This window comes from Mesonia hippocampi, from assembly GCF_014197445.1.
GTDB classification, from domain to species: domain Bacteria; phylum Bacteroidota; class Bacteroidia; order Flavobacteriales; family Flavobacteriaceae; genus Mesonia; species Mesonia hippocampi.
In genome coordinates this window covers 53340-77723 of sequence record NZ_JACIFO010000007.1, presented here as the reverse complement: position 1 = coordinate 77723, position 24384 = coordinate 53340, and the positions used below count along the sequence as shown (strand labels likewise).

At 34.5% G+C, this 24384-nt stretch carries 19 protein-coding genes; 4 read left to right on the top strand and 15 right to left on the bottom strand.

The features are described from left to right. Window positions 1–2 precede the first annotated feature (2 nt). From ribB to GGR32_RS09015, 8 genes are all read right to left on the bottom strand, one after another. Window positions 3–1148, bottom strand: a complete 1146-nt coding sequence (gene ribB, locus GGR32_RS09050; RefSeq protein WP_183477880.1) for a 3,4-dihydroxy-2-butanone-4-phosphate synthase — start codon at window positions 1146–1148, stop codon at window positions 3–5. A gap of 38 nt (window positions 1149–1186) precedes the next feature. Continuing rightward, on the bottom strand, window positions 1187–2674 hold the full coding sequence (locus tag GGR32_RS09045) for an LptF/LptG family permease (protein WP_183477879.1): 1488 nt from the start codon (window positions 2672–2674) through the stop codon (window positions 1187–1189). Window positions 2675–2681: 7 nt separating this feature from the next. Then, window positions 2682–3326 carry an outer membrane lipoprotein periplasmic chaperone LolA1 gene (gene lolA1, locus GGR32_RS09040; protein WP_183477878.1) on the bottom strand — a complete coding sequence of 215 codons (645 nt, stop codon included), beginning with the start codon at window positions 3324–3326 and terminating at the stop codon, window positions 2682–2684. A gap of 14 nt (window positions 3327–3340) precedes the next feature. Beyond that, entirely contained in the window at window positions 3341–5758 is a 2418-nt protein-coding gene (locus tag GGR32_RS09035; protein WP_183477877.1) for an FtsK/SpoIIIE family DNA translocase, read from the bottom strand. A gap of 91 nt (window positions 5759–5849) precedes the next feature. Continuing rightward, entirely contained in the window at window positions 5850–6224 is a 375-nt protein-coding gene (locus tag GGR32_RS09030) for a diacylglycerol kinase (RefSeq protein WP_246415188.1), read from the bottom strand. A 93-nt stretch (window positions 6225–6317) separates the two neighbouring features. Next, window positions 6318–6566 (bottom strand): DUF6952 family protein, encoded by a 249-nt coding sequence (locus GGR32_RS09025; RefSeq protein ID WP_183477875.1) that lies wholly within the window; start codon window positions 6564–6566, stop codon window positions 6318–6320. Continuing rightward, window positions 6547–6861, bottom strand: coding sequence for a thioredoxin domain-containing protein (locus GGR32_RS09020; protein WP_183477980.1), 315 nt, complete (start codon window positions 6859–6861; stop codon window positions 6547–6549). Before GGR32_RS09020 ends, GGR32_RS09025 begins: the two co-directional genes overlap by 20 nt. Before the next feature lie 61 nt (window positions 6862–6922). Continuing rightward, window positions 6923–7558 carry a peroxiredoxin gene (locus GGR32_RS09015; protein WP_183477874.1) on the bottom strand — a complete coding sequence of 212 codons (636 nt, stop codon included), beginning with the start codon at window positions 7556–7558 and terminating at the stop codon, window positions 6923–6925. A 244-nt stretch (window positions 7559–7802) separates the two neighbouring features. Between GGR32_RS09015 and hutI the strand changes: the two genes are divergently transcribed. The 4 genes from hutI to GGR32_RS08995 all read left to right on the top strand — a co-directional run bounded on the left by hutI (window position 7803) and on the right by GGR32_RS08995 (window position 17526). Then, complete coding sequence (hutI, locus tag GGR32_RS09010; RefSeq protein ID WP_183477873.1) at window positions 7803–9044, top strand: imidazolonepropionase; 1242 nt, start codon at window positions 7803–7805, stop codon at window positions 9042–9044. A gap of 1 nt (window position 9045) precedes the next feature. Then, the gene (locus tag GGR32_RS09005; protein WP_183477872.1) at window positions 9046–10023 is read left to right on the top strand and encodes a formimidoylglutamase; all 978 of its coding nucleotides are present in this window, start codon (window positions 9046–9048) and stop codon (window positions 10021–10023) included. Between the two features lie 243 nt (window positions 10024–10266). Beyond that, on the top strand, window positions 10267–13512 hold the full coding sequence (locus GGR32_RS09000) for a hypothetical protein (protein ID WP_183477871.1): 3246 nt from the start codon (window positions 10267–10269) through the stop codon (window positions 13510–13512). 75 nt (window positions 13513–13587) lie between these two features. Beyond that, window positions 13588–17526 (top strand): hypothetical protein, encoded by a 3939-nt coding sequence (locus tag GGR32_RS08995; RefSeq protein WP_183477870.1) that lies wholly within the window; start codon window positions 13588–13590, stop codon window positions 17524–17526. Window positions 17527–17695: 169 nt separating this feature from the next. Here GGR32_RS08995 and GGR32_RS08990 read toward each other — a convergent pair whose 3' ends face one another. The 7 genes from GGR32_RS08990 to GGR32_RS08960 all read right to left on the bottom strand — a co-directional run bounded on the left by GGR32_RS08990 (window position 17696) and on the right by GGR32_RS08960 (window position 24351). Further along, on the bottom strand, window positions 17696–18544 hold the full coding sequence (locus GGR32_RS08990; RefSeq protein WP_183477869.1) for a DJ-1/PfpI family protein: 849 nt from the start codon (window positions 18542–18544) through the stop codon (window positions 17696–17698). Window positions 18545–18647: 103 nt separating this feature from the next. Continuing rightward, complete coding sequence (locus GGR32_RS08985) at window positions 18648–19754, bottom strand: porin (RefSeq protein ID WP_183477868.1); 1107 nt, start codon at window positions 19752–19754, stop codon at window positions 18648–18650. Window positions 19755–19770: 16 nt separating this feature from the next. Then, complete coding sequence (locus tag GGR32_RS08980) at window positions 19771–20430, bottom strand: potassium channel family protein (protein WP_183477867.1); 660 nt, start codon at window positions 20428–20430, stop codon at window positions 19771–19773. 17 nt (window positions 20431–20447) lie between these two features. Beyond that, window positions 20448–22007: a TrkH family potassium uptake protein gene (locus GGR32_RS08975; protein ID WP_221403713.1), complete on the bottom strand. Its 1560-nt coding sequence runs from the start codon at window positions 22005–22007 to the stop codon at window positions 20448–20450. A gap of 330 nt (window positions 22008–22337) precedes the next feature. Beyond that, window positions 22338–22508, bottom strand: coding sequence for a hypothetical protein (locus GGR32_RS08970; protein WP_183477866.1), 171 nt, complete (start codon window positions 22506–22508; stop codon window positions 22338–22340). A 90-nt stretch (window positions 22509–22598) separates the two neighbouring features. Next, a complete protein-coding gene (locus tag GGR32_RS08965; RefSeq protein ID WP_183477865.1) occupies window positions 22599–23276 on the bottom strand; it encodes a response regulator in 678 nt (225 codons plus the stop codon). Next, window positions 23269–24351 carry a sensor histidine kinase gene (locus GGR32_RS08960; RefSeq protein WP_183477864.1) on the bottom strand — a complete coding sequence of 361 codons (1083 nt, stop codon included), beginning with the start codon at window positions 24349–24351 and terminating at the stop codon, window positions 23269–23271. The genes GGR32_RS08965 and GGR32_RS08960 overlap by 8 nt, the downstream gene beginning before the upstream one ends. Between the last annotated feature and the right edge of the window lie 33 nt (window positions 24352–24384).

Below are 24384 nucleotides of genomic sequence, written 5' to 3'. Positions count from 1 at the left end.
AATTAATACGAAACATACTCGGTAATCTCTAAACCATAACCTATCATTCCTACTCTTTTTTGTTGTTGAGAATTAGAAAGCAATTTGATTTTATGAATACCTAAATCGTGTAAAATTTGTGCCCCAATACCAAAATCTTTATTATCCATAGCTAGGCTTGGCGCCTTCATGTTTCCGTTTGCTTGGTTTTCTTTCAAGGCTTCTAATCTATTAATAAGGTTATAATTGGAATTTTCCTGATTAATAAAAACAATAACCCCTTTTTCTGCTTTATTTAATGCTGTAAACATATCATCAAGCTTTTTATCGGCATTATTGGTTAATGTTCCTAAAATATCATTATTTACCAAGGTTGAATTTACACGAACAAGCACTGGCTCCTCTGCTGTCCAACTGCCTTTAGTTAATGCTATATGTACTTGCCCGTTGGTAGTTTGTTTATAAGCTCTAAGCCTGTAATTACCAAAACGGGTTGTAACTTCAAAATCTTCTTTTTTGTTGATTAAAGAATCATTTTGCATACGGTAGGCTACTAAATCTTCGATAGAAATAAGTTTTAAATCGAATTTCTTAGCTACTTCTACCAGTTGTGGCAAACGTGCCATTGTCCCGTCTTCGTTAAGTATTTCCACCAAAATTCCTGCGGGCTGTAGGCCTGCTAAACGAGCCAAATCTACAGCAGCTTCGGTATGCCCCGTACGTCTAAGTACACCTCCATTTTTAGCCCTTAAAGGGAAGATGTGCCCAGGGCGCCCTAGTTCGTGTGCTTTAATATCTGGCTTAACCAATGCCTCGATAGTTTTTGCTCTATCATGGGCAGATATTCCTGTGGTACAACCATAGCCTATTAAATCTACCGAAACTGTAAATTGTGTATGGTGTAACACTGTATTGTTAGAAACCATTAGGTTTAAGTCTAATTCTTCACAGCGATCTTCGGTAAGTGGTGCGCAGATTAGTCCGCGCCCATGTGTAGCCATAAAATTAATCATTTCTGGCGTTACTTTTTCTGCAGCTGCAATAAAATCGCCTTCATTTTCACGGTCTTCATCATCTACCACAATTACCATTTTTCCTGCTCGTATATCTTCTATTGCTTCGGTAATGGTGTTTAATTTAAAACGATTTTTAACGGATTGCTCTGCCATAAATTTATTCTTTTTAATATGCCTACAAAGGTAGTAATCTATTTCTTGTCTTGCTTGTTTATAAAAAGTTTTCCGAAGAATTTTTTAACGGGTTCTGTAATGCCATCGGTATTTACAAAACCTTGATCTGTTGTTGCGCGATAGGTTAAGTAAACACCTAAGGGTAACATAATTAGTGTTGATATCCATGCCGCCACAAAAGGACTAACGGTATTATCTTCTGCGCTATTTTTGGCAAAAATACCTATAAAGTGATAAGTTAAGAACAGTAATATAGCTATTACCATAGGTAAACCTAAACCTCCTTTCCTGATAATAGCTCCTAATGGTGCTCCTACAAAAAACAGAACAAAACAGGCTACGGCTAGTGCATACTTTTCATGCAGCTGAATTTCTGTTTTGTTAATATGCCTTACTTTATTTCTAAGAATTTGCTTTTTACCAGAAATGTTAGAGACTGTTCCGCGTACAGCTCCTGCTGCGATATTCATAATCTGTTGTTGTTGCCGTGTGCTATAAGAGGCAAAAAACTCTTCTATGTTTGTAATTTTATACGTAGTTGTATCGTTCGTTTTTTGTGTTACTATGTTTGTTTTGTTTACTGTACGTTTAGGGTTTTCTCCAAGCTGCTTTATTCCGCTACGTAGGAGAATATTTTGGGTAAAATCGGTTTTAGTTTCGTTTAAATCCTGAGAAAGAGAATCTATAGAGATTTTAAGTTCAGAGACATCGAGCATTTTTTGTGAACTTCGGTCTTCTTTTTCAAAATCTACTTCATTAAAACTAGATAAGTCTATATTAATGCGGTATTGCTCAAAATAGCTTTTTACATAAGGTTTACGTTGGCGCTCTTGGTAATCTTTAGGAAGCAACTCATCGTAATAGTTTCCGTTATATAAAATAAGTGATAGAATATCGGTACTTTTACCACTGGTTAGTTCTCCTCGTTCTGCTTTTATTACAGTATAATTCCCTTTTCGATTGGGTTTATTTTTATGAATAATAACATCGGATAAATACTGATCGTTCTCTCCTGATTTTTCTTTTACCTTGATATTAATATCGCCCAACTGATTAAAAGATCCTTCTACAATGGCCATAGCAGGCTTCATATCTCGAATGTTATAACGCAGGTTTATAGACTTGTACTCTGCCCACGGAATAACATTATTGGCAAAGAAAAAAGCTACAATACTTAGCACGCCTATAAAAAGTGTTAAGCCTCTCATGGCGCGTTGCAAGGAAATTCCTGAAGATTTCATGGCGGCAAATTCATAATTTTCAGAAAAGCTTCCAAAAGTCATTATCGAGGTAACCAAAATGGTTAGCGGCAATACCATGGGTACAAAAATGGGAATGAGGTAGAAGAGAAATTTGGCTACAATTTCATAATCTAAATCTTTTCCTGCAAGTTCATCAATGTGCAACCACACACCTTGAAGAACAAAAATAAACATAAGAATTAAAAAAACCGCTAGAAAGGTTTTTATAAAACTTGAGAGAATATACCTGTCTAAAATTTTCAAGAGAATCTTAATCTAATTCGTTAATATAGTAGCCTTGATATTTACTTTTGTCAAAGTTAAAAAGATTTGGTGATAAAGGTTGGTTGGTTTTAAAGCTATTTACTTTTATTGTAATTTTTGTACCGTTATCCTGTGTTTGTATTAGCTTATAAATGTGTTTTGTTTGCTGGTCTATCCCTAAAAGAATATCTTTTATTTCTGCATTAGAATCTATAGGTGATAATTTAATGTATTGTATTTTTCGTCCTTTTACATTTTGTACAATATCCCACTTATAGTTGTAGCCTTTTTCATAAAAAGTAAGCATTTTAGAAGGGGTAATATCTTTATCATCGGTGGCATTATAGGCAGAAATGGTTATTTCTTCATCTTCGGGGATAATGGTGTATAGTTTTTTCCCATCAAATAACCGTATTGCTCCCATAAGGTTTAATCGGTATTTTTCTTCTTGTAAAGATACTTCGCCTCTTGTTTTTTGCTCTATATTTTCCGCTGTATTTTGTAGTATATAATCAAAATCTATATACATATTTTGATAGCTCTTCACCTTTGCCGAGACTTCATTTAGTAGTTTTTTTGCTTGTGGGTCTTGTTGCGAAAACATCCCAAGACTCAATAAAAGGCTAAGGCTTAATAAGGCTATTTTTTTCATAAATCTATTTTTATTTATTCGTTATTTAATAATTCTTCCAGTGCTATTAAATCTGGTACCAACACTTGTCTGGCTTTACTTCCTTCAAACGGACCTACTATTCCTGCAGCTTCTAGTTGATCTATTATTCTTCCGGCTCTATTATAGCCCAACTTTAATTTTCGCTGTAATAAAGATGCCGAGCCTTGTTGAGCGGTTACAATAATTTCGGCGGCATCCTTAAATAGTTTATCGCGTTCGCTGATGTCTATATCAACTCCTGTGCCACTTTCTTCGCCTACATATTCTGGCAGCAATAAGGCGTCGGGATAAGCTTTTTGACTTCCTATATACTCTGTAATTTTTTCTACCTCTGGAGTATCTACAAAGGCACACTGTAACCTGGTTAGGTTATTTCCTTGTGTATACAGCATATCTCCCCTACCTATAAGTTGCTCGGCTCCTCCTGCATCTAAAATTGTTCTAGAATCTATTTTGGAAGTTACTCTAAAGGCTATACGAGCTGGGAAATTGGCTTTTATCATCCCTGTAATTACATTTACCGATGGACGTTGTGTGGCTATAATTAAGTGTATTCCTATTGCTCTTGCTAACTGTGCTAAACGAGCAATGGGTGTTTCTACTTCTTTTCCGGCAGTCATAATTAAATCTGCAAACTCATCGACCACCAAAACAATATAAGGCAAAAAGCGGTGTCCTTCTTCAGGATTTAATTTTCTTGCTTTAAATTTTTGGTTGTATTCTTTTATGTTACGCACCATTGCATTTTTAAGCAAATCGTAGCGTTGGTCCATTTCTATACAAAGTGAATTTAATGTGTTTATCACTTTTGTATTATCGGTTATAATAGCTTCCTCTGCATCTGGTAGTTTAGCTAAATAATGGCGTTCTATTTTATTAAACAAGGTTAGCTCTACCTTTTTAGGGTCTACCAAAACAAATTTTACTTCTGCCGGATGTTTGGCATATAACAAGGAGGTTAATATTGCATTTAAACCTACAGATTTACCTTGGCCTGTTGCTCCTGCCATAAGCAAGTGTGGCATCTTCGCTAAATCGATTACATAAGTCTCGTTAGAAATGGTTTTCCCCATGGCTATGGGCAATTCCATCTCTGCTTTTTGGAATTTAGACGACGCAACTACCGAACGCATGGATACGATATTGGCTTTTTTATTTGGCACCTCTATCCCAATGGTTCCTTTACCTGGTATTGGTGCAATAATCCTAATTCCTAAAGCCGAAAGTGATAAGGCAATATCGTCTTCTAAGTTTTTAATTTTAGAAATTCTAATTCCTGCTGCGGGGACAATCTCATATAAAGTTACCGTAGGACCTACCGTTGCTTTTATCTGAGCAATATCTATTTTATAATTTTTAAGGGTATTTACAATATTGTCTTTATTTTCCTCCAGTTCTTTTTGATCTATTGTAATGCTACCTCCTTCTGTGTAATCTTTTAACAGGTCTATGGTTGGAAATCTATAATTACTTAACTCTAATGTAGGATCAAATTCTCCAAAATCTTTTACCAGCTTTTCACTTAAGGTTTCTGGGGCTTCCTCTTCTTCTTTAACGGTTTCTACTTCCATGGCAACATCTGTTACATCATCATCGTTTTTAATGATTATTTTTTCTGAAGTAGGAAATATTTTTTGTTCTTCTGAAAAAGTAGACTCCTTTGCGTTAAGTGTTATTTCTTCTTGAGGTTTTTCTTCTTCCTTTACATTTAAAAATTCTGCAATAAGTTCCTCCTCTGTAGGTTTTTCTGACGTTTGTACATTTTCACTTTCGGCATTGGTCGTGGTTGAAACGGTATTTAGGTCTGTTTTTATTTCTTTTTTAGTACGTTTAATGTAGTTCCCTAGTTTATCTGGAGTTACATTAAGCCTAATTATCATATAAACAATTACTAAAAATAGCAATAAAAATAGGGTTCCTGCAAAGCCTAAGTAGTCCTGAAGGAAATCATTCATTTCATAACCTACTACTCCACCAAGAATTGGGTTTTCTTCACCTAAGAAACCAAATACTACCGATAGCCAGAGCATCATGCTGGTTCCCCAAAACCAAAACGATTTTAATTTTTGTAACGATATACCTAAAAACAAGTAGAAGCCTGTTAAAAAAGTTAAAACGGCTAAATAGAAAGAGGCAACCCCAAAACCTTGATATACAAAAAAATGACTTATTTCTACCCCAAATTTACTAAACCAATTTTTAGCTTCTAAATCTCGGTTTTCGATATGCCCTACTATACTTTGGTCTGATTTCCAATCCAGAAGAAACGATACAAAAGCAAGTAGCATTGCGAGCCCTAAAAACAACAAAAACAAGCCTAAGATAACACGTTGCTTCTTCGATAAAGAAAACCTTTCGCGTAGCGATTTTGTTTTTGTTGTTGTTGTTGTTTTTTTCTTTTTCTGTGCCATTAATGATGAAGGGTTAGTGTGCAAAAATACAAATTAGTTTTACACCTAAAATAATTATGCTTATTCTAATCGTAGGATTTTAGGTTTTATTTTATGTAAAAAGATAAGGATAATAAATTAAAACCCCTACAACAAAAGCTACAATCGCAGCGAAAAGAACTGCTGCAGCAGCTATATCTTTTATTTTCTTTATATATTCATGATAAGTTGGTTGTATAAAATTGGCCATTTCCTCGAGTGCTGTATTAAAGGCCTCTAACCCTATAACTAATCCTATAGATAATAATTGCAAGCTCCATTCTACAGGGGTTATGTGATAATAAAACCCCATTACCGTTACTAGTATTGCGATAACAAACTGCACTTGTATGTTTCGCTCCTTTTTTAGCAATATTAAAATACCTTTACAGGCATAAACTCCTGATAAAATTCGGCCTTTAAAATAAGTTGTTTTTTTAGGTTTCAAGTTTCTTTTTCTTTCAAAGATAGTATATAAAAAACCGCAGAAATAAAAAAAGTTGGCAAGAAGCCAACTTTTTTGCATTGTCGTTATTTTGTGTTACCGATCTATGGCTCCCATTACTTTATTTACAAAATTTTTAGCAGCCTCACGTTCTGGCACACCTTGTTCTATCATTTGGTGTACTTCTACCGCTCCACACAAATTGGTAAGTAATTCTCCTATTACGTCTAAATCTTGATCGGTTACTGAGCGATGTTCGGTAAAGCTTTCTAGTACCTTAACGGTGTTTTCTAGTTCTTCTTTAGTGTTATTTTTTTGCAAATGTTTAATTACTGGTAACTTCATCTACTAAGGCTTTTAAAGGTTCTAGTTTATTGGTTTGCACTTGGTTTACAAAACTTCCGTTTTTAAACGTTGCAAATGTTGGTAAATTATCTACTGTAGCTAATTTTCTAGACTCTGGAAATTTTTCGGCATCTACCATTATAAAGGTAGCATTAGCTGTTTCTGTAGCTAGTTTTTTAAATTTAGGTTTCATCAAGCGGCAATTTCCGCACCATCCTGCCATATATTGTACAATTACAGTATCGTTTTCGGCTACAATTTGGCTTAAGTTATCTTGTTCTAATTCTTTCATAATGTTATTTTTTGATATAAAATAGGCTGTTTAATCCTAAAATTAAACAGCCTTATGTATAATTTTAGTGACTTGCTAAATAAGAAGCTACACCTTCTCTATCGGCTTTCATAGCGTCTTTTCCTTCTTCCCAGTTTGCAGGACATACCTCTCCGTTTTTCTGTACATGCGTATACGCATCAATCATACGAATAAACTCATCTACGTTACGTCCTAATGGCATGTGGTTTACCCCTTCGTGGAAAACAACTCCTTCTTCATCTATCAAATAAGTAGCACGGTATGTTACGTTATCTCCTTCTAAGGTAATTTCTCCTGTTTCTTCGTTAAATCTTTCTTCTGCATCTAAAATTCCTAAACGCATGCTTAAGTTACGATTAGAGTCTGCTAGGATAGGATAAGTTACTCCTTCTATCCCGCCATTGTCTTTAGAAGTGTTTAACCATGCAAAGTGCACCTCGGCAGTATCGCATGACGCTCCAATTACAATCGTATTTCTTTTTTCAAACTCTGGTAAAGCAGCCTGAAAAGCATGAAGTTCGGTAGGACATACGTATGTAAAGTCTTTTGGATACCAAAACAATACTACTTTTTTATTGTTCTTTTTTGCTTCTTCTAGTACATTGATAGTAAATGTATCGCCCATTTCATTCATGGCGTTTACGGTTAAATCTGGAAACTGTTGACCTACAATTGACATGTTTTTTTGTTTTTAAAATTAATAGTTATACTACTTGTTATCTGCTTCAAAAATATAACTTATTTCCCGAGAAAAACAAGCTTTTTAGTCATTTATAACAATACCTCAATAAATTAAATTTATACACAAAGAATGTTTTAATAACAAAAACAAATACACTTCATTTTTTGTAGGAATACTGGCTTTTTTCAAGTTGATTTCTATATTTTTTTATACATTTAAAATCTTCAATAGAAAAACTATTATGAAAACATTACTCTATAATATTAAAGAATTAATCCAAGTACGTGAACACCTAAATAACAAGTTTTTAAAAGGCGAGGAAATGAAAACGCTTCCTAGCATAAAAAACGCTTGGCTCTTAATTGAGGATGGAAAAATTAGCAATTACGGAAGCATGGAAGATATGCCTGCGATAGCTTATGAGCAACAAGTAGATCTTAATGGGAAAATGGTGCTTCCTTCTTGGGTAGACTCTCATACGCATCTTGTTTATGCAGGAAATAGAGAACAGGAGTTTGTAGACCGTATAAACGGACTCACCTACGAGGAAATTGCCAAAAAAGGTGGAGGAATTAAAAACAGTGCAAAAAAACTTCAGGAAACCCCAGAAGACCAACTATACAAAGAAGCTGCTGCTCGCCTAGAGGAAGTAATTAAAATGGGAACAGGTGCCATAGAAATTAAATCGGGCTATGGATTAACCACCGAAGCGGAATTAAAAATTCTTCGAGTTATTAAACGCTTAAAAGAAAACTATCCTATTAGCATTAAAAGTACATTTCTTGCCGCCCATGCCGTACCAAAATCTTTTCACAACAGTAAGGCTTATGTAGAACACATTATAAAAGATATGCTCCCTGTTGTTGCCAAAGAAAAACTAGCAGACTATATAGATATTTTTTGCGAAAAAGGTTACTTTACTGTAGAAGACACCAAAAATATATTAGAAGCGGGAGCTGCTGTTGGTTTACAAGGAAAAGTACATGTAAATCAATTTAACGCCATTGGGGGTATCCAAGAAAGTGTAAAACAAAATGCGTTAAGTGTAGACCACCTTGAAATTATGCAAGAAGAAGATTATAATACCTTAAAAAACACCCAAACAATGCCAGTTGCCTTACCTTCTTGTTCTTTATTTATAGGAATTCCTTATGCACCAGCTCGTAAAATAATAGATAAAGGCTTGCCTCTAGCCCTAGCAACAGATTACAACCCAGGAACAACACCAAGCGGAAACATGAATCTTGTAGTATCTCTGGCTTGTATAAAAATGAAATTAACCCCAGAAGAAGCCATTAATGCTGCAACTATAAATGCCGCTTATGCCATGGGAGTAAGTGATACCTTAGGAAGTATTACTAAAAACAAAAAAGCAAATTTAATAATTACCGATAAAATTCCATCCTACGGATTCCTACCCTACTCGTTTGGAAATAACCATATTGATCAAATTATTTTAGACGGAAAATTTATTACCTATTAATATGACTAACCTTTGCCTTTATTCACCAACAGACCTTGCTAAATATGTTACCCCTAGAGCTGGGGAAACAAAACTAGGGGAAGAAATAATTACCTTAACAGACTTAAATGACCTAGAAAACCATCCTGCAGAATACGTTATTTTCGGAATCCCCGAAGATATAGGCGTACGTGCCAATTACGGAAAAGAAGGCGCAAGAAGTACATGGAACGATTTCCTATCTAGTTTTTTAAACATTCAAAAGAACAAGTTTAATAACCCCGAAAATTGCATTCTTTTAGGGCACATTAATACCGATGCTTTTATAACCGATGCTGCAAAAATTCAAGAGCCTGAAAAATTAGGTAGCATTGTAGATGCTATTGATGATGTTGTTACAGAAGTTGTTACTAAAATTGTTCGTGCCAACAAAATTCCTATTGCAATTGGCGGTGGGCATAATAACGCCTACGGGATTATAAAAGGAACATCTTTAGGCCTAGAACGTAGTATTAACGTACTAAACATAGATGCCCATACCGATCTTCGTGCAATTAATTATAGGCATAGTGGTAATGGTTTTAGTTTTGCCAAAGACCGAAAATATTTAGCTAAATATGCCGTTTTTGGTTTACATAAAAACTATACCCCAACTTATATTTTTGATGCAATGGATACCGATAATCATATCGAATATGTCCTTTTTGAAGATATGCTACACCTCTCACACTTAGAAAAGCTGGTTAAGTATAAAAAAACTTCCGATTTTCTAGATGATTATTACGGGCTAGAAATAGACTGCGACGCTATAGAAAACTTTAACAGCAGCGCCATAACTCCTACCGGATTTAGCGTTACTAACATTAGAGGTTTTCTAAATATAGCTAGAAAACAAGATGTTGTCTATTTACATATTTGTGAAGCCATCACTTCGCAAAACCCCACCATTGCAAAAAGCTTGAGTTATTTTGTATCTGATTTTATAAGAAGAAACCCCTAATAAAAAAGGAGAAATGATAAAGTAATCGGAGGCCTAAAAACATAGCCCTCCGATTATTATTACAAAACTACAAGATTACATACCAAACTGCTTTTCGTCTATAAGAATTTACACGCCCTTATTTCTCATTTACACTCGTATCCCCTAATTCCGTGATATAGCACTTTACCTAATATAAGTCTGTATATTACTAAAAAGAAGTTTCTATTTTTGAAATATATAAATTTCGAAATAAGATCGTAGATGAATCAATTTGATAAGAGTAAAGTTATCCCCTTTGAGTTAGGAAATGCTGAATCAATGAAAATTGCATTGAATGCATATAGACAGTTGTTAGATGACAATCTTGCATTTACCCATGGTTTGTTTGGTATGTTTGATGTAGAGTTTCAAGCAAAAACTAAAGAGGGATTAAGGCGATTACAGGTATGGGATGTAGCGAATCAAGAGCTGTTAAAACTAGCGCTTAGCTTTGGTTCGGAAGATACTTATTTTACAGATGAGATTACAGACCAGACAGAAGTATATATTTCGGAAGCTATCTTTTTCGCTTCGGTTTTAGAGCACCCAGAACTTAAATCTTCAATAGTTGAGACGGCAAAGGCGATGGTAGCTTTGATGAGAGGGCGAAATGATACAGATGCAGTTTGGGTAGATGATATGAATATATTTGGTGTCGAGGCACTTTTTATGGTAGCTTATACTTATCCTGAGTATGCCTACTTAGTGGGGCAATACATGATTCCATATTGGGACAGTGAGCACCTATCAGGTTATGAGAAGTTTTTATATACTTTAGTTGAGAAGTATGGGTGGAGTAGAGATATGATTAAGGCATATATATGGTGTGATAACCAGCATTTCAGAATATATATGGATACGCTTCCTGATCAGTGGAATGAAGATTATACAGCATTATTAGATACAAGCTTACCTAGCTTATTAAACCACTTAAAGGCTAATCCAGCTGAATATGAATGGTTTAAAGAAGAAGTTTTAGAACGCTTTAAACAAGAGCCTGTTTTAATGTATTCCCGTGAGGAGCGTATAGAGCAACAAAACCCTGTTCTTGACTTGTATATCACCTTACTGGCTTCAGAGGATTACAATGAAGAAGATGATGAATATCAACAAGATTTACAGACCTTCTTTATTACGGATACTTTAGAGAATGAAGCAATGGACTTGCAGGAGTATGTAGAAGCGAAGGTAGGTAGGCTACTTGTTAGATATGATGAAAGTGCTCAATTAGAAATTGATATGAGTGAGTTCTTTAAAAAAGACTCGTATAAAGGAGATGGAGTAAGAAATTTAAAAGAGTTTATCTTAGCCTTGGATCGTGGTGAGCAGCTTTGGAACTTTATTGAACAAGGCGATAATCCTGAAATATTAGAGGATATCGTTAAGACAGAATTGTTGCCTATAGCTAAGCAGCACGCTAGAAACTTCTATTATCAGATGTTTTATTACCTCAATAAAATAGATCCAGAGTCTGAGATTAATGATTCATTAGACTCTATCTTAAATAGCGTAATTTATGATTTATTAAATGATGATGAGCAGCAAGAGGATATACAATATACTAGAAACTTCATCTCTCGAATTTTTAGTAAAAAAGACAATGAAAAAGCAACTTTACAGACTAGTTTTACTACTAATGAAGAAATGTTCTTACGTATACTAGATGTCTTTTTCCGATTGTTAGGAGTAAAAAAACTAGGCAAGGGTATAGAAGTAGTTTTGACAGGAGAAGAAGATCAAGAGGACAATGTGCTATTAACGAAAGATGAATTCTATGCGCGATATAGTAAAAAAGGTATTAAAGGAGATAAGAAAAAGGAAAAGAAGCTAAAGTTAACTAGTTTTGGGATTACAGGTTATACCAATGATAATGATGCTTTAAAGTATATTAACAAAGTTATTAAGCAGAGAGGAAGAGAGGCTTATGACTGCTCAGATTGGAAGAGAGACAAGGTTGGAGCTATTACTTTAGCAGCTTATCTTTTGTCATTAGATAGAGCCAGTATGCACTTCGACGATTATACAGGCGCTCTATTAGAGTTTGTGAAAGAAGGGCCTTGGGAGAAAGCGTATGAAAAATTAAAGGATTCGTTAGATACTGATCGAATTACGAAAGAACAAAAGAAACTTATTAAAGATTACTTTGTCAACCCCAATACCCCTGAGGCTAGTCAAGAGCAAGTAGTTGCCCTTTTAGAAAAATCACTTTATAGAGAAGAGTGTTATAGAGGTCCGTTTGTATTTAATGCAATTTCTGAGCATCAGAAGAGTTATAGCTTGTTTAAAAGAGGAGATAGTTTTCAGTCTTTTGTTTTATGTGCTTATTGGATGCGTGGTCTGATGCCTCCAATTAGCTCACATGCAGATAGAATATTTAAAGTATTGGTTGCTTTAGCTCCTCAACGTATTTTTAAGCTGATAGGGAAAGTATATTCAGATGATATGTCGGTTATAGCTTTTGACGATTATCAAGCAGGAGAACGCTTCTATGAGGATTTAAAAAGAGCTAAAGTACCTGTAGACCAGCTGTATGCTTTTCAAATGACACAAGCACAATCAAAACATAGTATTGCTGATCCGTGTGATGTAGCAGAGTATCTAACCTGGTTAGATTTGTATGATGAGATAGATGATGAAGATGGAGGTATGATTGGTGGGGCAAGAAAGAGAAAAGCAATTGCGTTAGATAAGGGAATGTATTATATTCATGAACATGAACGCATTAAGTTTTTTGTCAATCTAGCACTGAGACACCCGCGTTTCACCTTTGATCAGCCGGAGTCTTTTGATCGATGTATGAAAACTTTTTTCTCTATTAATTCAAGTAGTCGAGATCAAGTGATCATTGACGAGTTGATACAGCGATTTACAGATTATATGAGTGGTACTTTCGCTTTAGCGGACATGTTGGTACTTATGAAAAAAGATATTCCTGTATTTGACTTAGATACAGGATCTCCTAAATATAAAATGACAAGTATCGGTCAGCACTATTGGTCGTTAGACAAAGAAAAGCAAGAGCACTTGATGAAGTTATTGCTTAATCATAGCCCTGATGGTTTTGAAATAGCAGAAGAGTATCTCAACTATGCTTACGTTAGAAGTTTGGTTGAGTCAAAGCAAGAACGTATAGAAGATTACTTAGCGTTTTCTGATGAGATGAATAGTCGCTTAATGGACTTAGCCGAAGAAAATGCCCCTAGAATGTTGTTAGAGAACTTATTGCCATTTGAGACAGATACGAACCATTGGTTGAGTTTCTTATTGAGATATGAAGATATCGAAGTGTATCAAGATCAAGTGGTTGAGTTTATCAAGCAAGGGGCATTACCTGCATTTCTTCCGAACTCAGGAGTAAAGCAACGCATAAAACTTGTTGTTCTGATTAAAAAGCACGAAGAATTAGCTTCTTATTTAGCGCTTTTTGCTGATGATCAATCAAGAAAAGTTAGAGCATATTTAAATTAATAAAATAAAAATAAGTTATTATAGGTTTACAATTTTGATATTGTGAGTCGATAAGTTTCTTTCAAAAATAAAGAGATGGCATACGAAGAATTTCCACCTAAATACATTATAGATTACGTAATTGATGATCCTGCTTCTATAAAGCAAGCTTTGAATCAATACTGTGAATTACTGATTGATAACAAAGGTTTTGTGCAAAACTATTGTGTGATTCAGTTTAGACCCAATAGAGAAACTATTGAGTTAGCTATTTTTAACGATCATCCAATGATTGAGCAGGCATTGACCAAAGAAATTATTTCTTGTTTTCGTCCCGCTGAAGAGACTAATCTAGTAGAGTCACTGTTGACGGAGACTTTGTTTTTTGCTATAGCCAATACATTTGCTGAATTAAAGCAGGAGGTACTTAAAGCTTGTGAGGTCATAGGGCTTTTTGCTAGAAGGCTTAATGATTCGTCAGAGATGTGGATTACTTGTGAGCAACCATTTGGTCTTGAACCAATTTATTTGTCTGTACGCACTTATCCTGAATACGGTTATTTGTTGGGTTGTTTTTATGTTCCTTATTGGGATGATGAGCACATGCCAGAGGCTCGTATATTGATGAGAAGTTGGACGGAAAAGCAGGAGAATTATACGTATTTGCTCAAGGCGTTTTGCTATTGTGATTACGGTGAGATACGTGAGCAAATGCTTGGATATTCTACAGAATACGGAACGTATGAAAAAATAGAAGGACGCTCTTTCGAGTTATTAAAATATATTAGAGAAAATGAATCTAATTATCAGGCGTTTAAAGACGCTTTGGTTGAGCGCTTTGAAAATATGCCTTATCTGAAGCGTTCAAATCACCCAGATGACCAGGTAAGTAATCCTATTCAGGATTTTGTCATGGATATATTAGCTAGTGAGCACCCATACAATAGTTGGGATGATGACTTTGATGTATATGCTTTTATGGAACATACCTTTGTTAGTTTACCTGCCTATCAAGAGGTAGAACAGTTAACAACTTATGTCTGCGAAAAAGTAGGTGAACAAGCTCTGGTAGCTATTGGCAAGGATAAGAAGCTAAATCAATTCAAAAAACCAAAAAGTAAAGAGCTGAAGAATCCATTTCTTGGTTGGGAAGCTTTTTTTAAAGATCAGTTAACTAATGGAGAGGTATTGTGGAATTATATTGTCGGTAAGCAGAGCATTGACAAATTACCGCAAATAGAAAAAGTCAACATATTTAGACATTTGCAGTATAGTAAGCAAGAGTTGCTAAAAGGTTTTGATTTCATATATGATATGGAAAGTCTTTGGGAGGAGTTGGCTCAGGTTTTGAAGAAATTATTCAAGAAGTATAAGAAATACTTAGAGGCAAATGGTCAAAATGAGCTTGATGCTGAGATGTTGTTGCGCTTTTTAGATGTGTTTTTTGTCTTAAATGATGGTAATCCTTTTGAAGATGATGTGGAGAAGCTTTGCGCTAAAAAATACAAGTTGTGTTCTGTATTTGAGTTTAGAGAACGCTATGCCATTTCATGGGATAAGGAATTAGAAAATGTCCTTGCTTCATTTGGAAGGTATAATGATGATGTCTACCAAGAGCAATTAGATGCTATTGCGGAGTTAATAGAGGTTAATAGAGCACTTGCTGTAGAGGTTATACCCGAAAAGTTTCTAGTATTACCTAATACCGACTATGAAGATGATGACGACTTTCTATTAAATATGCGCAAATTTGGGGCAACAGAAATGGCTGTTTTAGCGAATCATATTGTGTATTTAGACAAACAAAATAATCGTTCTGATACGCTTACTAAGGCTTGTATGCAGTATGTTGAGACTTGTGTACTAGACTTGTTATTTCATGATTTTTACGATAATACAGAGTTGCCGAAGACCTATCTTATTAATATGGTCGTCAACAAGACTGAGAATAGTTTAAACAAGCAGAATATCGCAGAGATTCAAGAGGCTTTGCCTAAGGTTAATGCATTGAAAGATTACTTTAGTAAGGGAACTATTGTCGTCGATGGAATAGCATTCGATGAGGTAGCGAGTAAGGTTTATATTTATAAATTAATAGATCAGTATATAACAGTTGATGATAGACCAGTATCTAAAGATCAGCCCGAAATAGAGTGGCTGGCTAATCGAAGTGATCATACACAGAAACTATTGTGGGTGGCATATACGCAGCAACTCATTGATGCGGAGTCTGTCTATGCTAGTCAATTAAAACGTTTTTTAGAGTTAGCGTTTTATTTAGCACCTATACGTACTTCATGTATGTTGCTTAAAGGATATAAGCCAGAGAGATATGAGCAAATGTCTACGGACCAGTTAGTAGAAAAACTGGCTATCTTCAAAGCACAAGGATTATCTGATAGAGGGTATTGGGGAACAATTATTGATCGTTTGACAGCAGAGTGTTCTATTGAAGAGACACCGTTTTATCAAACTATTGCTAAGGAATTTGGTTCATCGTTTTTTTGCAACGGTGATGATTCACAGAACACCCAAGATGAAGAAAAGGTCAATGCTTTTAAAGAAGGTCTTGCTTTAGTTTCTACGGAGCGACAAGTGGTATTCTTTAAAGATCTAGCTAGTTATTATCCAGATCAAGACTTTAGTTCTTATTTCCTTGATTTTATGCAAGTGCGTTTACAAAATGAATTAAGTCAACGTTTGAAAATTCAATACCCTTTGGATTATTTGAAGAATTGGTTGGATTATGACAAGATTGAATATCAATATATTGAGTGGACAAAATGGAATGACTTCCCAGAGTGGTGTGACTTTGTCGAACAGGGGCAGGTGGGTACTTATAGTTCTCCAGAGGTCAAAGAATATCTTAGTAAGTGTTTTGACGATAGTACAGAGTGGAACTATATTGTCGTAGAGAAGATAGCAAGAGTATATAAGCCAATTTATGGGTTAGATACTTTAGTATATATCAAAGAAAACATTGAAAGAGAAGATATTAACCAAGCCAAGTGTAATGTTATTGTTTTAGAAGGAGAGCTTGCTGAGAAATATAAGTTTGATATGGATATACTGACTACTTCCGACTATGTAAGTAGAGGTAAGGAGTTGGCTTATCAGTATCTAAATACAGGTGTATTAACACCAGAGACAGAGCGTTTTTTCCGCTTTGGTATTTATTATTATGAATTTTTACAAGACGATGGTTTTTATGACTTCAGTATTGAAGATGTTTTGTTAAAGATGCCGATACAATCTCAAGGTGCTTTACTCAATATGTTGGCTTTAGTGTCTCCTAGAGAAGGATTAAAACTTCACTTAGATATTCATGAGGTTAAATACTTTGCGATGTTATTGAATTTCAAAGTAGACCCAACTGCTGTTATGTTTTGGTTGCTGGAAGAGGAAGATATGTTCTTGTTGAAGAAGTTGGTAGATGCTGTTGATATGAGAGAGGCTATTAGTCGATTGAAAGTAAAACAACAGATAGAGATTCTTGATAGTTTATCGGAACACCTTCGCTTTAAAGATTTAATCTTGTCTTTCGGAACGAGCGAGAATACACGTGTTAAAGAGCATGTTTATCGATTGGTGGAAAAGCGCAGATTGATTAGCCCTCATTTTATTCCAACAAAGATTGTTGATTATGGAATATACAAAATGTTAGGTAATACTGAACCGATAAAAGGGACTGAGCTAAAAGTAGCAACTGATCCTGTCTGTATAGAGCAGGCGATAGAGGTGACAGTAGAATTGGGCATGTATATTGGTCTTCGCTTTACATCGTGCCTACCTGATTTGGCGCCTAAAGTGAGTACACACCAAGTGACAGTACTGCATCCTGTTTGGGATGAAGAAAAACAACACTATATTACCAATACCGTGCAGTGGACACAAAATGGTTATAGTGCTGCAGATATATTTTTAGGTTGGCACTTTGAAAATGAACAAGAGTTAGTACCTGGGCAATATGTTATTACTGCTAAAGATCTTAATGGCGTTGAATTAGCTCGAAAGAGTTTTATCGTACATGTTTAAAAACGGTACGATCTCCCCTAGTATGTAAAGTAAAAAATATCGAGGGTAGCAACCCTCGATATTTTTTTGTTTAATTTTAAAATTTATACACTTAGAAAGGCACTAAAGCTTGTCGCCCAAAACGAATAATTTTTCGAAGCAATAATCTTGCATCAGGTTTTATAAAAATTTATTTTTTCCAATTTTTAAGCCTGTCGAGAAATAGATATGATTCTACATGCTCTCGATGCTTTGCGCTTGTCATTTTTTCTAATAACTCTAAAGATGATATATAGGAAACTAAATTTCCGTTTGACGACAAAAATTTGCCATCTTCCACATAACCTATTACCGCATCATCCTGAACTTTTAAGTTTGGGTAGTTTTTTTGTAAGTCTTCTCCTCCTCCGATCCAAGTCACAATTTTTCTACCATCTGCAATCCCAGATTCACCTATCAAGTGTGCTCCAGCACAATTACTTACCGTATATTCTGTATTGTTATTTTGTGCCTTAATAAAATCTACTAAGTTTTTATTTTTTACCTGCCTAGACATATCGTATGCACTTGGCACTATTAAAACGTCTAGTTTTGGGCTATTTTTAATGGTATAATCTGGAAACATTTTTAACCCTTCTTCCCCTACAATAAAATCGTAGGTTTCTGCAATTGTAATTACATTAAATAACTTCTCCCCTTTTTCTGAATGTTTTGTAAACACATCCATTGGCGCTGTTAATTCGGTTATTAAAACATCGTCATACATCAATAAACCAATTACAGGTAAATTGGCGTCTAGTTTTTTGGCATTATCGGCCACCTTTTCCAATTGATTTTTGGTAAGTGGAATAAGTCCATTTTTTTTATTTCTCTTTAAAATTCTTGGGCTACAACTGGCTGTGACACTATCTTCTGCAATTTTGTTTTCAGTAACCGCTAGTTGCGTTTTCTGGGTGTTGTTCTTCTTTTTTTCGGAAGAACAACTGGTTAAAAAAAATGCTGTAAAAAATAGTATTCCTATAATCTTATTCAATTTCATATTGTATGTTTTTAATGAGAAATAAAGATAGGTAAGTTAAAAGCCAACAAACTTAAACTAGTTTAAGAAAATATTTTTTCTAACAAGGTTCAATTGTTTATTGCTAATTACTTAATGACTCAGAAAATTTTATAGCGATTGATGTTCCTATAATAAAGTTGTTTTTCGACGTACGGTTTCCGGTTTCAAAAAAATCATCTTTACTCGTAAGCCATCTCCCCTCAAATCGGCAGCTTATATTTTTACTGGGTAGGTAATCTATATTGAAAGAGATGCCTGTAGTTTTAAAACCATTTATTGTTTCTGTGGGAATTATTACTCCTTTCTCATCTTGATAATACTCTGCCCTAACAGCCATTTTCCATGTATTGTTTACCGTGTACTGTCCAATAATTACTGGGCTTAGCCAATAGTTATAACTCGAGCTTTTTTTTGCTTTTTGTTCTATTCCGATATCTAAACCTGTTATTAAGTTAAGTTTTTCGGTCACTTGAAACTGTCCGTACAAATTATTAAAATATCGTATTTTCCTTATATGGTCTGGTGTATCTGCACCTATAAATGTACTCCAGTTTAACGTAATTTTTTCAGTTGGTTTATAATTTACTTGTGTTCCAAAAGAAACTAAAGAGTTTCCTTCCAATTTCTGAATGCGTTGCCATCCGTTTACAATTAATCCTGCCACTTCCCATTTATCATTTGGACTAAACGTTAGTTTTGCCCCTGTTAAAAAATAAGGTGAATTTTCTGCTAATAAAGAACGTGTTAGCGTTAAATTATTCATCGAAATAGCACTTTCAAACCCTATATGAGATGGTAAAATACCAGCATCTAACCAAAGGTTATTTTTCTTATTTAATGAAATACCAATATTTGCCTCGAAAACATTTTTTAAAAGCCCTGGTTCTGCGGTGTAATTATCACCCGCATAAGTACCTGTTTGCAGTGCTAAATTGGCTCGGTATTTTGAATGCTTAACATCTAATTTTACCAAAGCTAAATTCAGATTAAACTCGTTATGCCTATTATGGTTAAACAAAAAAGATTGCCTTTCTGCATGTTGTGGTCTATTAAAATCGTAAACGTAGAAAACATCCATAAAACCTGAAATATTAAGTTCGGGCTGTTGTTGCCAGATACGATCTACTTGTGCTAACAGCTGTAAGTTTGACAATGTTATTACACTAAATATTTTCCAAAAATGTTTCATTGCTTATATTAATTTCTTATCCAAAAAGTTTAGATATTTCTGATACTTTTTTTCGTTGTGATAATACAACTACAGTGTCCTTAACCTCTATTTTTGTTTCTCCTTCTGGAACAATAATTTGTTCGTTTCTTTTAATTAAAATAATACGAGAATCGGGAGGTAATACGCGTTGTTTATTTAGTTCTTTAATTAATTTATTAGAAATTTTAGCGTTTTGTTCCACTTGCATTTCCAATAACTCGTGACCGTCTCCTAGGTCTAAAAACTCGTTTACATTAGGGCCTTGTACGGCTCTGTAAAGGTACCTTCCGTTAAGTCGGTAAGGGCTTTCTACGGTATCTGTTCCTAATTGTTCAAAAACAGATAGATGCTCTTCGTTGTTTACCGCACTCACTAATTGATTAATACCTAATTGTTTGGCCAACAAAATAACTAAAGAGTTTACAGCATCATCGTTGGTGGTTACAATAATCGCGTCTGCTTTTTCTGCATTCGCTTCTTTTAATGCTTCAATACTCGTGGCGTCTGCGTGGATAGCCATACAGTCAAAATGCGAGGCAACCCAATCGGTTGTTTCTTTATTTTTATCAATCACAAAAACATCATGGTTGTCTTTTACAGCCGCTTCGATAACATGTTTTCCGGTTCGTCCCGAACCAATAATAATTAAATGCATAATATAATTTTTAAATGTTAAACAATTCTTGGTTTTGTTCCATAAAACATTACCCTTAATAAGACTAGGATTGGTATTATTTCTAGTTTTCCAGCCCACATTTGTATAATATAAATACCTTCTAGAATTGGGTGCATATCGGGGGTTGTTATCCCTGAGCTTAACCCTACTGTTCCTTGTGCAGATGCCGACTCAAAAACAGCGTCTGCTAACGTGAAACCTGACGGCATAAAATACAGGGTAAATAAGGTAGACACAAAAACAAATAGTATATAGATAAGTGCAAAAATCCCTGCCCTAGAAAGTTCTGAGTTCATTTCTTCTGGAAGTAATATTTTATTGTTAACACGTACAGACTTTACCGTGTTTTTAGATAAGAAAATTTTATTGATATGCCATTTTAAGCCTTTTTGAAGTAATAATGCTCTAATAATTTTAATCCCACCAACAGTACCTCCTGCCGATCCGCCTATAAGCATAGCAAAAACAACTATAAACAACATAGATATATCGTCCCATACTCCAATATTAGAAGTTTGCCATCCTGTTGTAGATAGTGCACTTACAAACTGAAATACACCTTCTCTAAACGGGTTATTTACCGTATTGGAAATCATTAAAAATACAGATAACACCACCCCGCCTACTATAGTAGCGATAATGAATGCTCTAGTTTGAGCATCTTTCCATATTTCATCTATTTTCCGTTGAAAAATAAACCTGTAAAAAAACGGAATAGATAAACCTCCTAAAAACATTGGTAAAAGGAACAATATATCCATTTTTACAGATTGATATCCTGCAATACTATCATCTAAAGTACTAAAACCTCCGGTAGATAATCCTGCCATAGCATGATTAATAGCATCAAAAATATTTTCAGCCAACGGGTATTCTGGTAATATAAAATAAGTTCCAACAGCTATATAAATAAACATGCTGAGTGTAACCACAAAATAGACTTTCCAGATGGCTCTCGCTGTTTCTATAACATTAGTTCTTAGCTTAGTACCACTAGCCTCCGAGCCATAAAGCTGAATTGCTCCTTGCCCTGGTACATGCCTAAAAATTGCTATGGCCATTACAATAAAACCAGCTCCTCCAACCCATTGAGAGAAAGACCTATAAAACAAAATAGACTTACCTACCGAAGGTTCATTATAAGCCATTGTTAAACCCGTTGTAGTAAAAGCACTTGTACTCTCAAATAGGCAATGTAAAGGGTTTCTAAAATTTAATAAACTCGAAGTGTACTTCATCCCCTCAGGAACAAACTGCTGCATTACCCCTAAGGGCGTAATATGCGCAATAACAAAATAAGGAATTGCCCCAAAAATTACTATCATTAGCCAACCTATGGCAGCTATTGCCAACGAATGTTTTTTTTGAGGCTCTTTTGTATTTCTATAAACCCTATGAACCAACCACCCCAACAGGACGGTAAATGTTCCCGAGATTAAAAAACCTACCAGCGAATACCATTCTTGATAAATAATTGCAAAAATAGAAGGCACTAGCATTACCAGTCCTAAAATAATTTGCAAACTAGCTACTTGCTTTATAAAAGTTTTGTACATAAATTGTTTAGTTTATAATGTTTTATTTGTTTTAATTTTTTTACTTAGGGTTTATTAAACACACTTGAAGGTTAGAAAAGCAGCCGTTATTCGCTTTATTATCTACGTAAATTTGAACGCTTTTATGGCGTTACGGAGTTAATTTAAGGCAGCTAATTACTTCGCTGTTCCCGTTATACTGTTTTAAATTTGGATATTTACAATAGGGTTTAGCTCTTTTATCACCTCATCACTATGCTGAAGTTGCTTTACATTTTCTTTCCAGAAAATCTTGAAAAGCTGTAAAACTTAACCATTAGGACTTCCTTTGTCTTTACTATTGGCAACTCCTTATTTAGAACAAGACCTGGCGATAAAAAAATCGGTAATCGTAATAAACAACAGCCCTAAAGCTGCCATAACAATTATTGGAGAAATTAAATATTTGATATCCTTATACCAATCTTGAGTAGATTTGTAGGATTTAACTTCACTTTCATCATAGAAAAAATGCCATTTCATCTTCTTGTATTTTTGATGATACAAAAGTCAGGTAGAAGTGATAATTAAAAAATCAAGGATTGGTAGATATGTGTAAAGATTTTATAAAGATTACTGAAAACGATAACCAACGCCACTTTCGGTAATAATGTGTTGTGGGTTATTAGGGTTCTCTTCTATTTTTTTACGAAGTGTACCCACAAAAACGCGTAAATACTGTGTTTCTGTTTGATAGCTATACCCCCAAATTTCTTTTAATAGGTATTGATGGGTAAGAACTTTGCCTTCGTTTTTAGCAAATAAGGCTAATAGGTTGTATTCTGTAGAGGTGAGTTTTATAATTTCGTTATTGCGTTTTACAATTCGGGCTACCAAATCGATTTCAATAGCTCCGCAAGAAATAACAGAGGTGTTTGCGGTGTTTTGGCTTCTTCGAATTGCTGAGCGAATTCTTGCTAAAAGTTCTCCTGTACGAAATGGTTTGGTTAAATAATCGGTAGCTCCATTATCTAAGGCAGCAACAATATCGGATTCATTATCCTGTACCGAAAGTATGATAATAGGGTTGTTATACCACTCGCGTAATTCTTTTAAAACTTCATGCCCACTTTTATCTGGTAGGCCTATGTCTAACAGAATTAAATTAGGGATATGATTAGCAGATAAAACAAGCCCTTCTTTTCCTGTACTTGCTTGTACAACCTTGTAATGATTACTTTCTAAATTTATTTGAAGTAATTTTCTAATTTGGGGTTCATCATCTATAATTAGAATTTCTGCTTTATTCATTTTTTAAGTTTATGCTTTCAGAGAATTCACATGGAATTTTAATAGTGAATTTAGCTCCTCCTGTTTTTAAGTTATTTAAAAATACTTTGCCATTCATTGCCTCTGTAAAACCTTTCACGATAGAAAGCCCTAAACCTGTTCCTCCTGTTGCGGTTTTATTTAAACGGTAAAATTTATCAAAAACATGTTTAATCTCATTTTCTGGAAAGCCTGTACCGTTATCGGATACTTCTATAAAGCAATGGGTTAGATTATAGTCCAATTGGATTGTAATCTTGGTATTTTTGGGCGTATGCTGAAGTGCATTATGTATAAGGTTAAAGAGAATTTGCTCGGTTAAACCGCTATCTATTTTAACTAAAGGAAAGTTTTCCTTTGGAGCAAATATAATCTCGTGATGTTGTGCATTATTTTTGTTATGCTTTATGGCAGAAAAAACGAGTTCATTAAAATCGCACCAATCGGTTTTAGACTGAATAAACCCAGCTTCTAGCCTACTCATACTTAACAGGTTTTCTACTTGCCTGTTTAATCTAAAACCTGCTGTTTCAATTTCAGTATAAAGTTCATCTCTGTTTGTTTTAGAAAGCTTAATCTGGTTGTCTTTAATTGTATCTATCGCTCCTATTATTGTCGAAATGGGGGTTCTTAATTCATGAGAAAGTGAATTGAGTATGGTATTGTATAATTTTATCGATTTTTCTTTTTCGTGTTGTTCTCGTTCTTTACGTTCAAATTTTCTAATTTTATAGGTAAGTACAGCATTTATAAATGCAATTACAAAGTACATAAGAAACATCAATGCATCTTCTGCTGTTTCTATTTGCAACGTAAAAATAGGAGGTATAAAAAAGAAATTCCAGATTAAAGCACTTAACAGTGCCGATAGCATTACAGGGAAAATATCAAAGAGTATCGCGTTAACAGAAACACCTAGAAGTAGGATTAATGCAACGGCTCTATAGCCTATAATATCTACCGAAAAAAAGCATAGAATAGCCGTAACGGTAATAAGTAAAACACTTATTAGGTATTGTTTATTTTTACTATATTTTCTTGTGCTAAGTAAATCCATATTTTTTTCAAAGTTAATTATTGAGTTATAAAG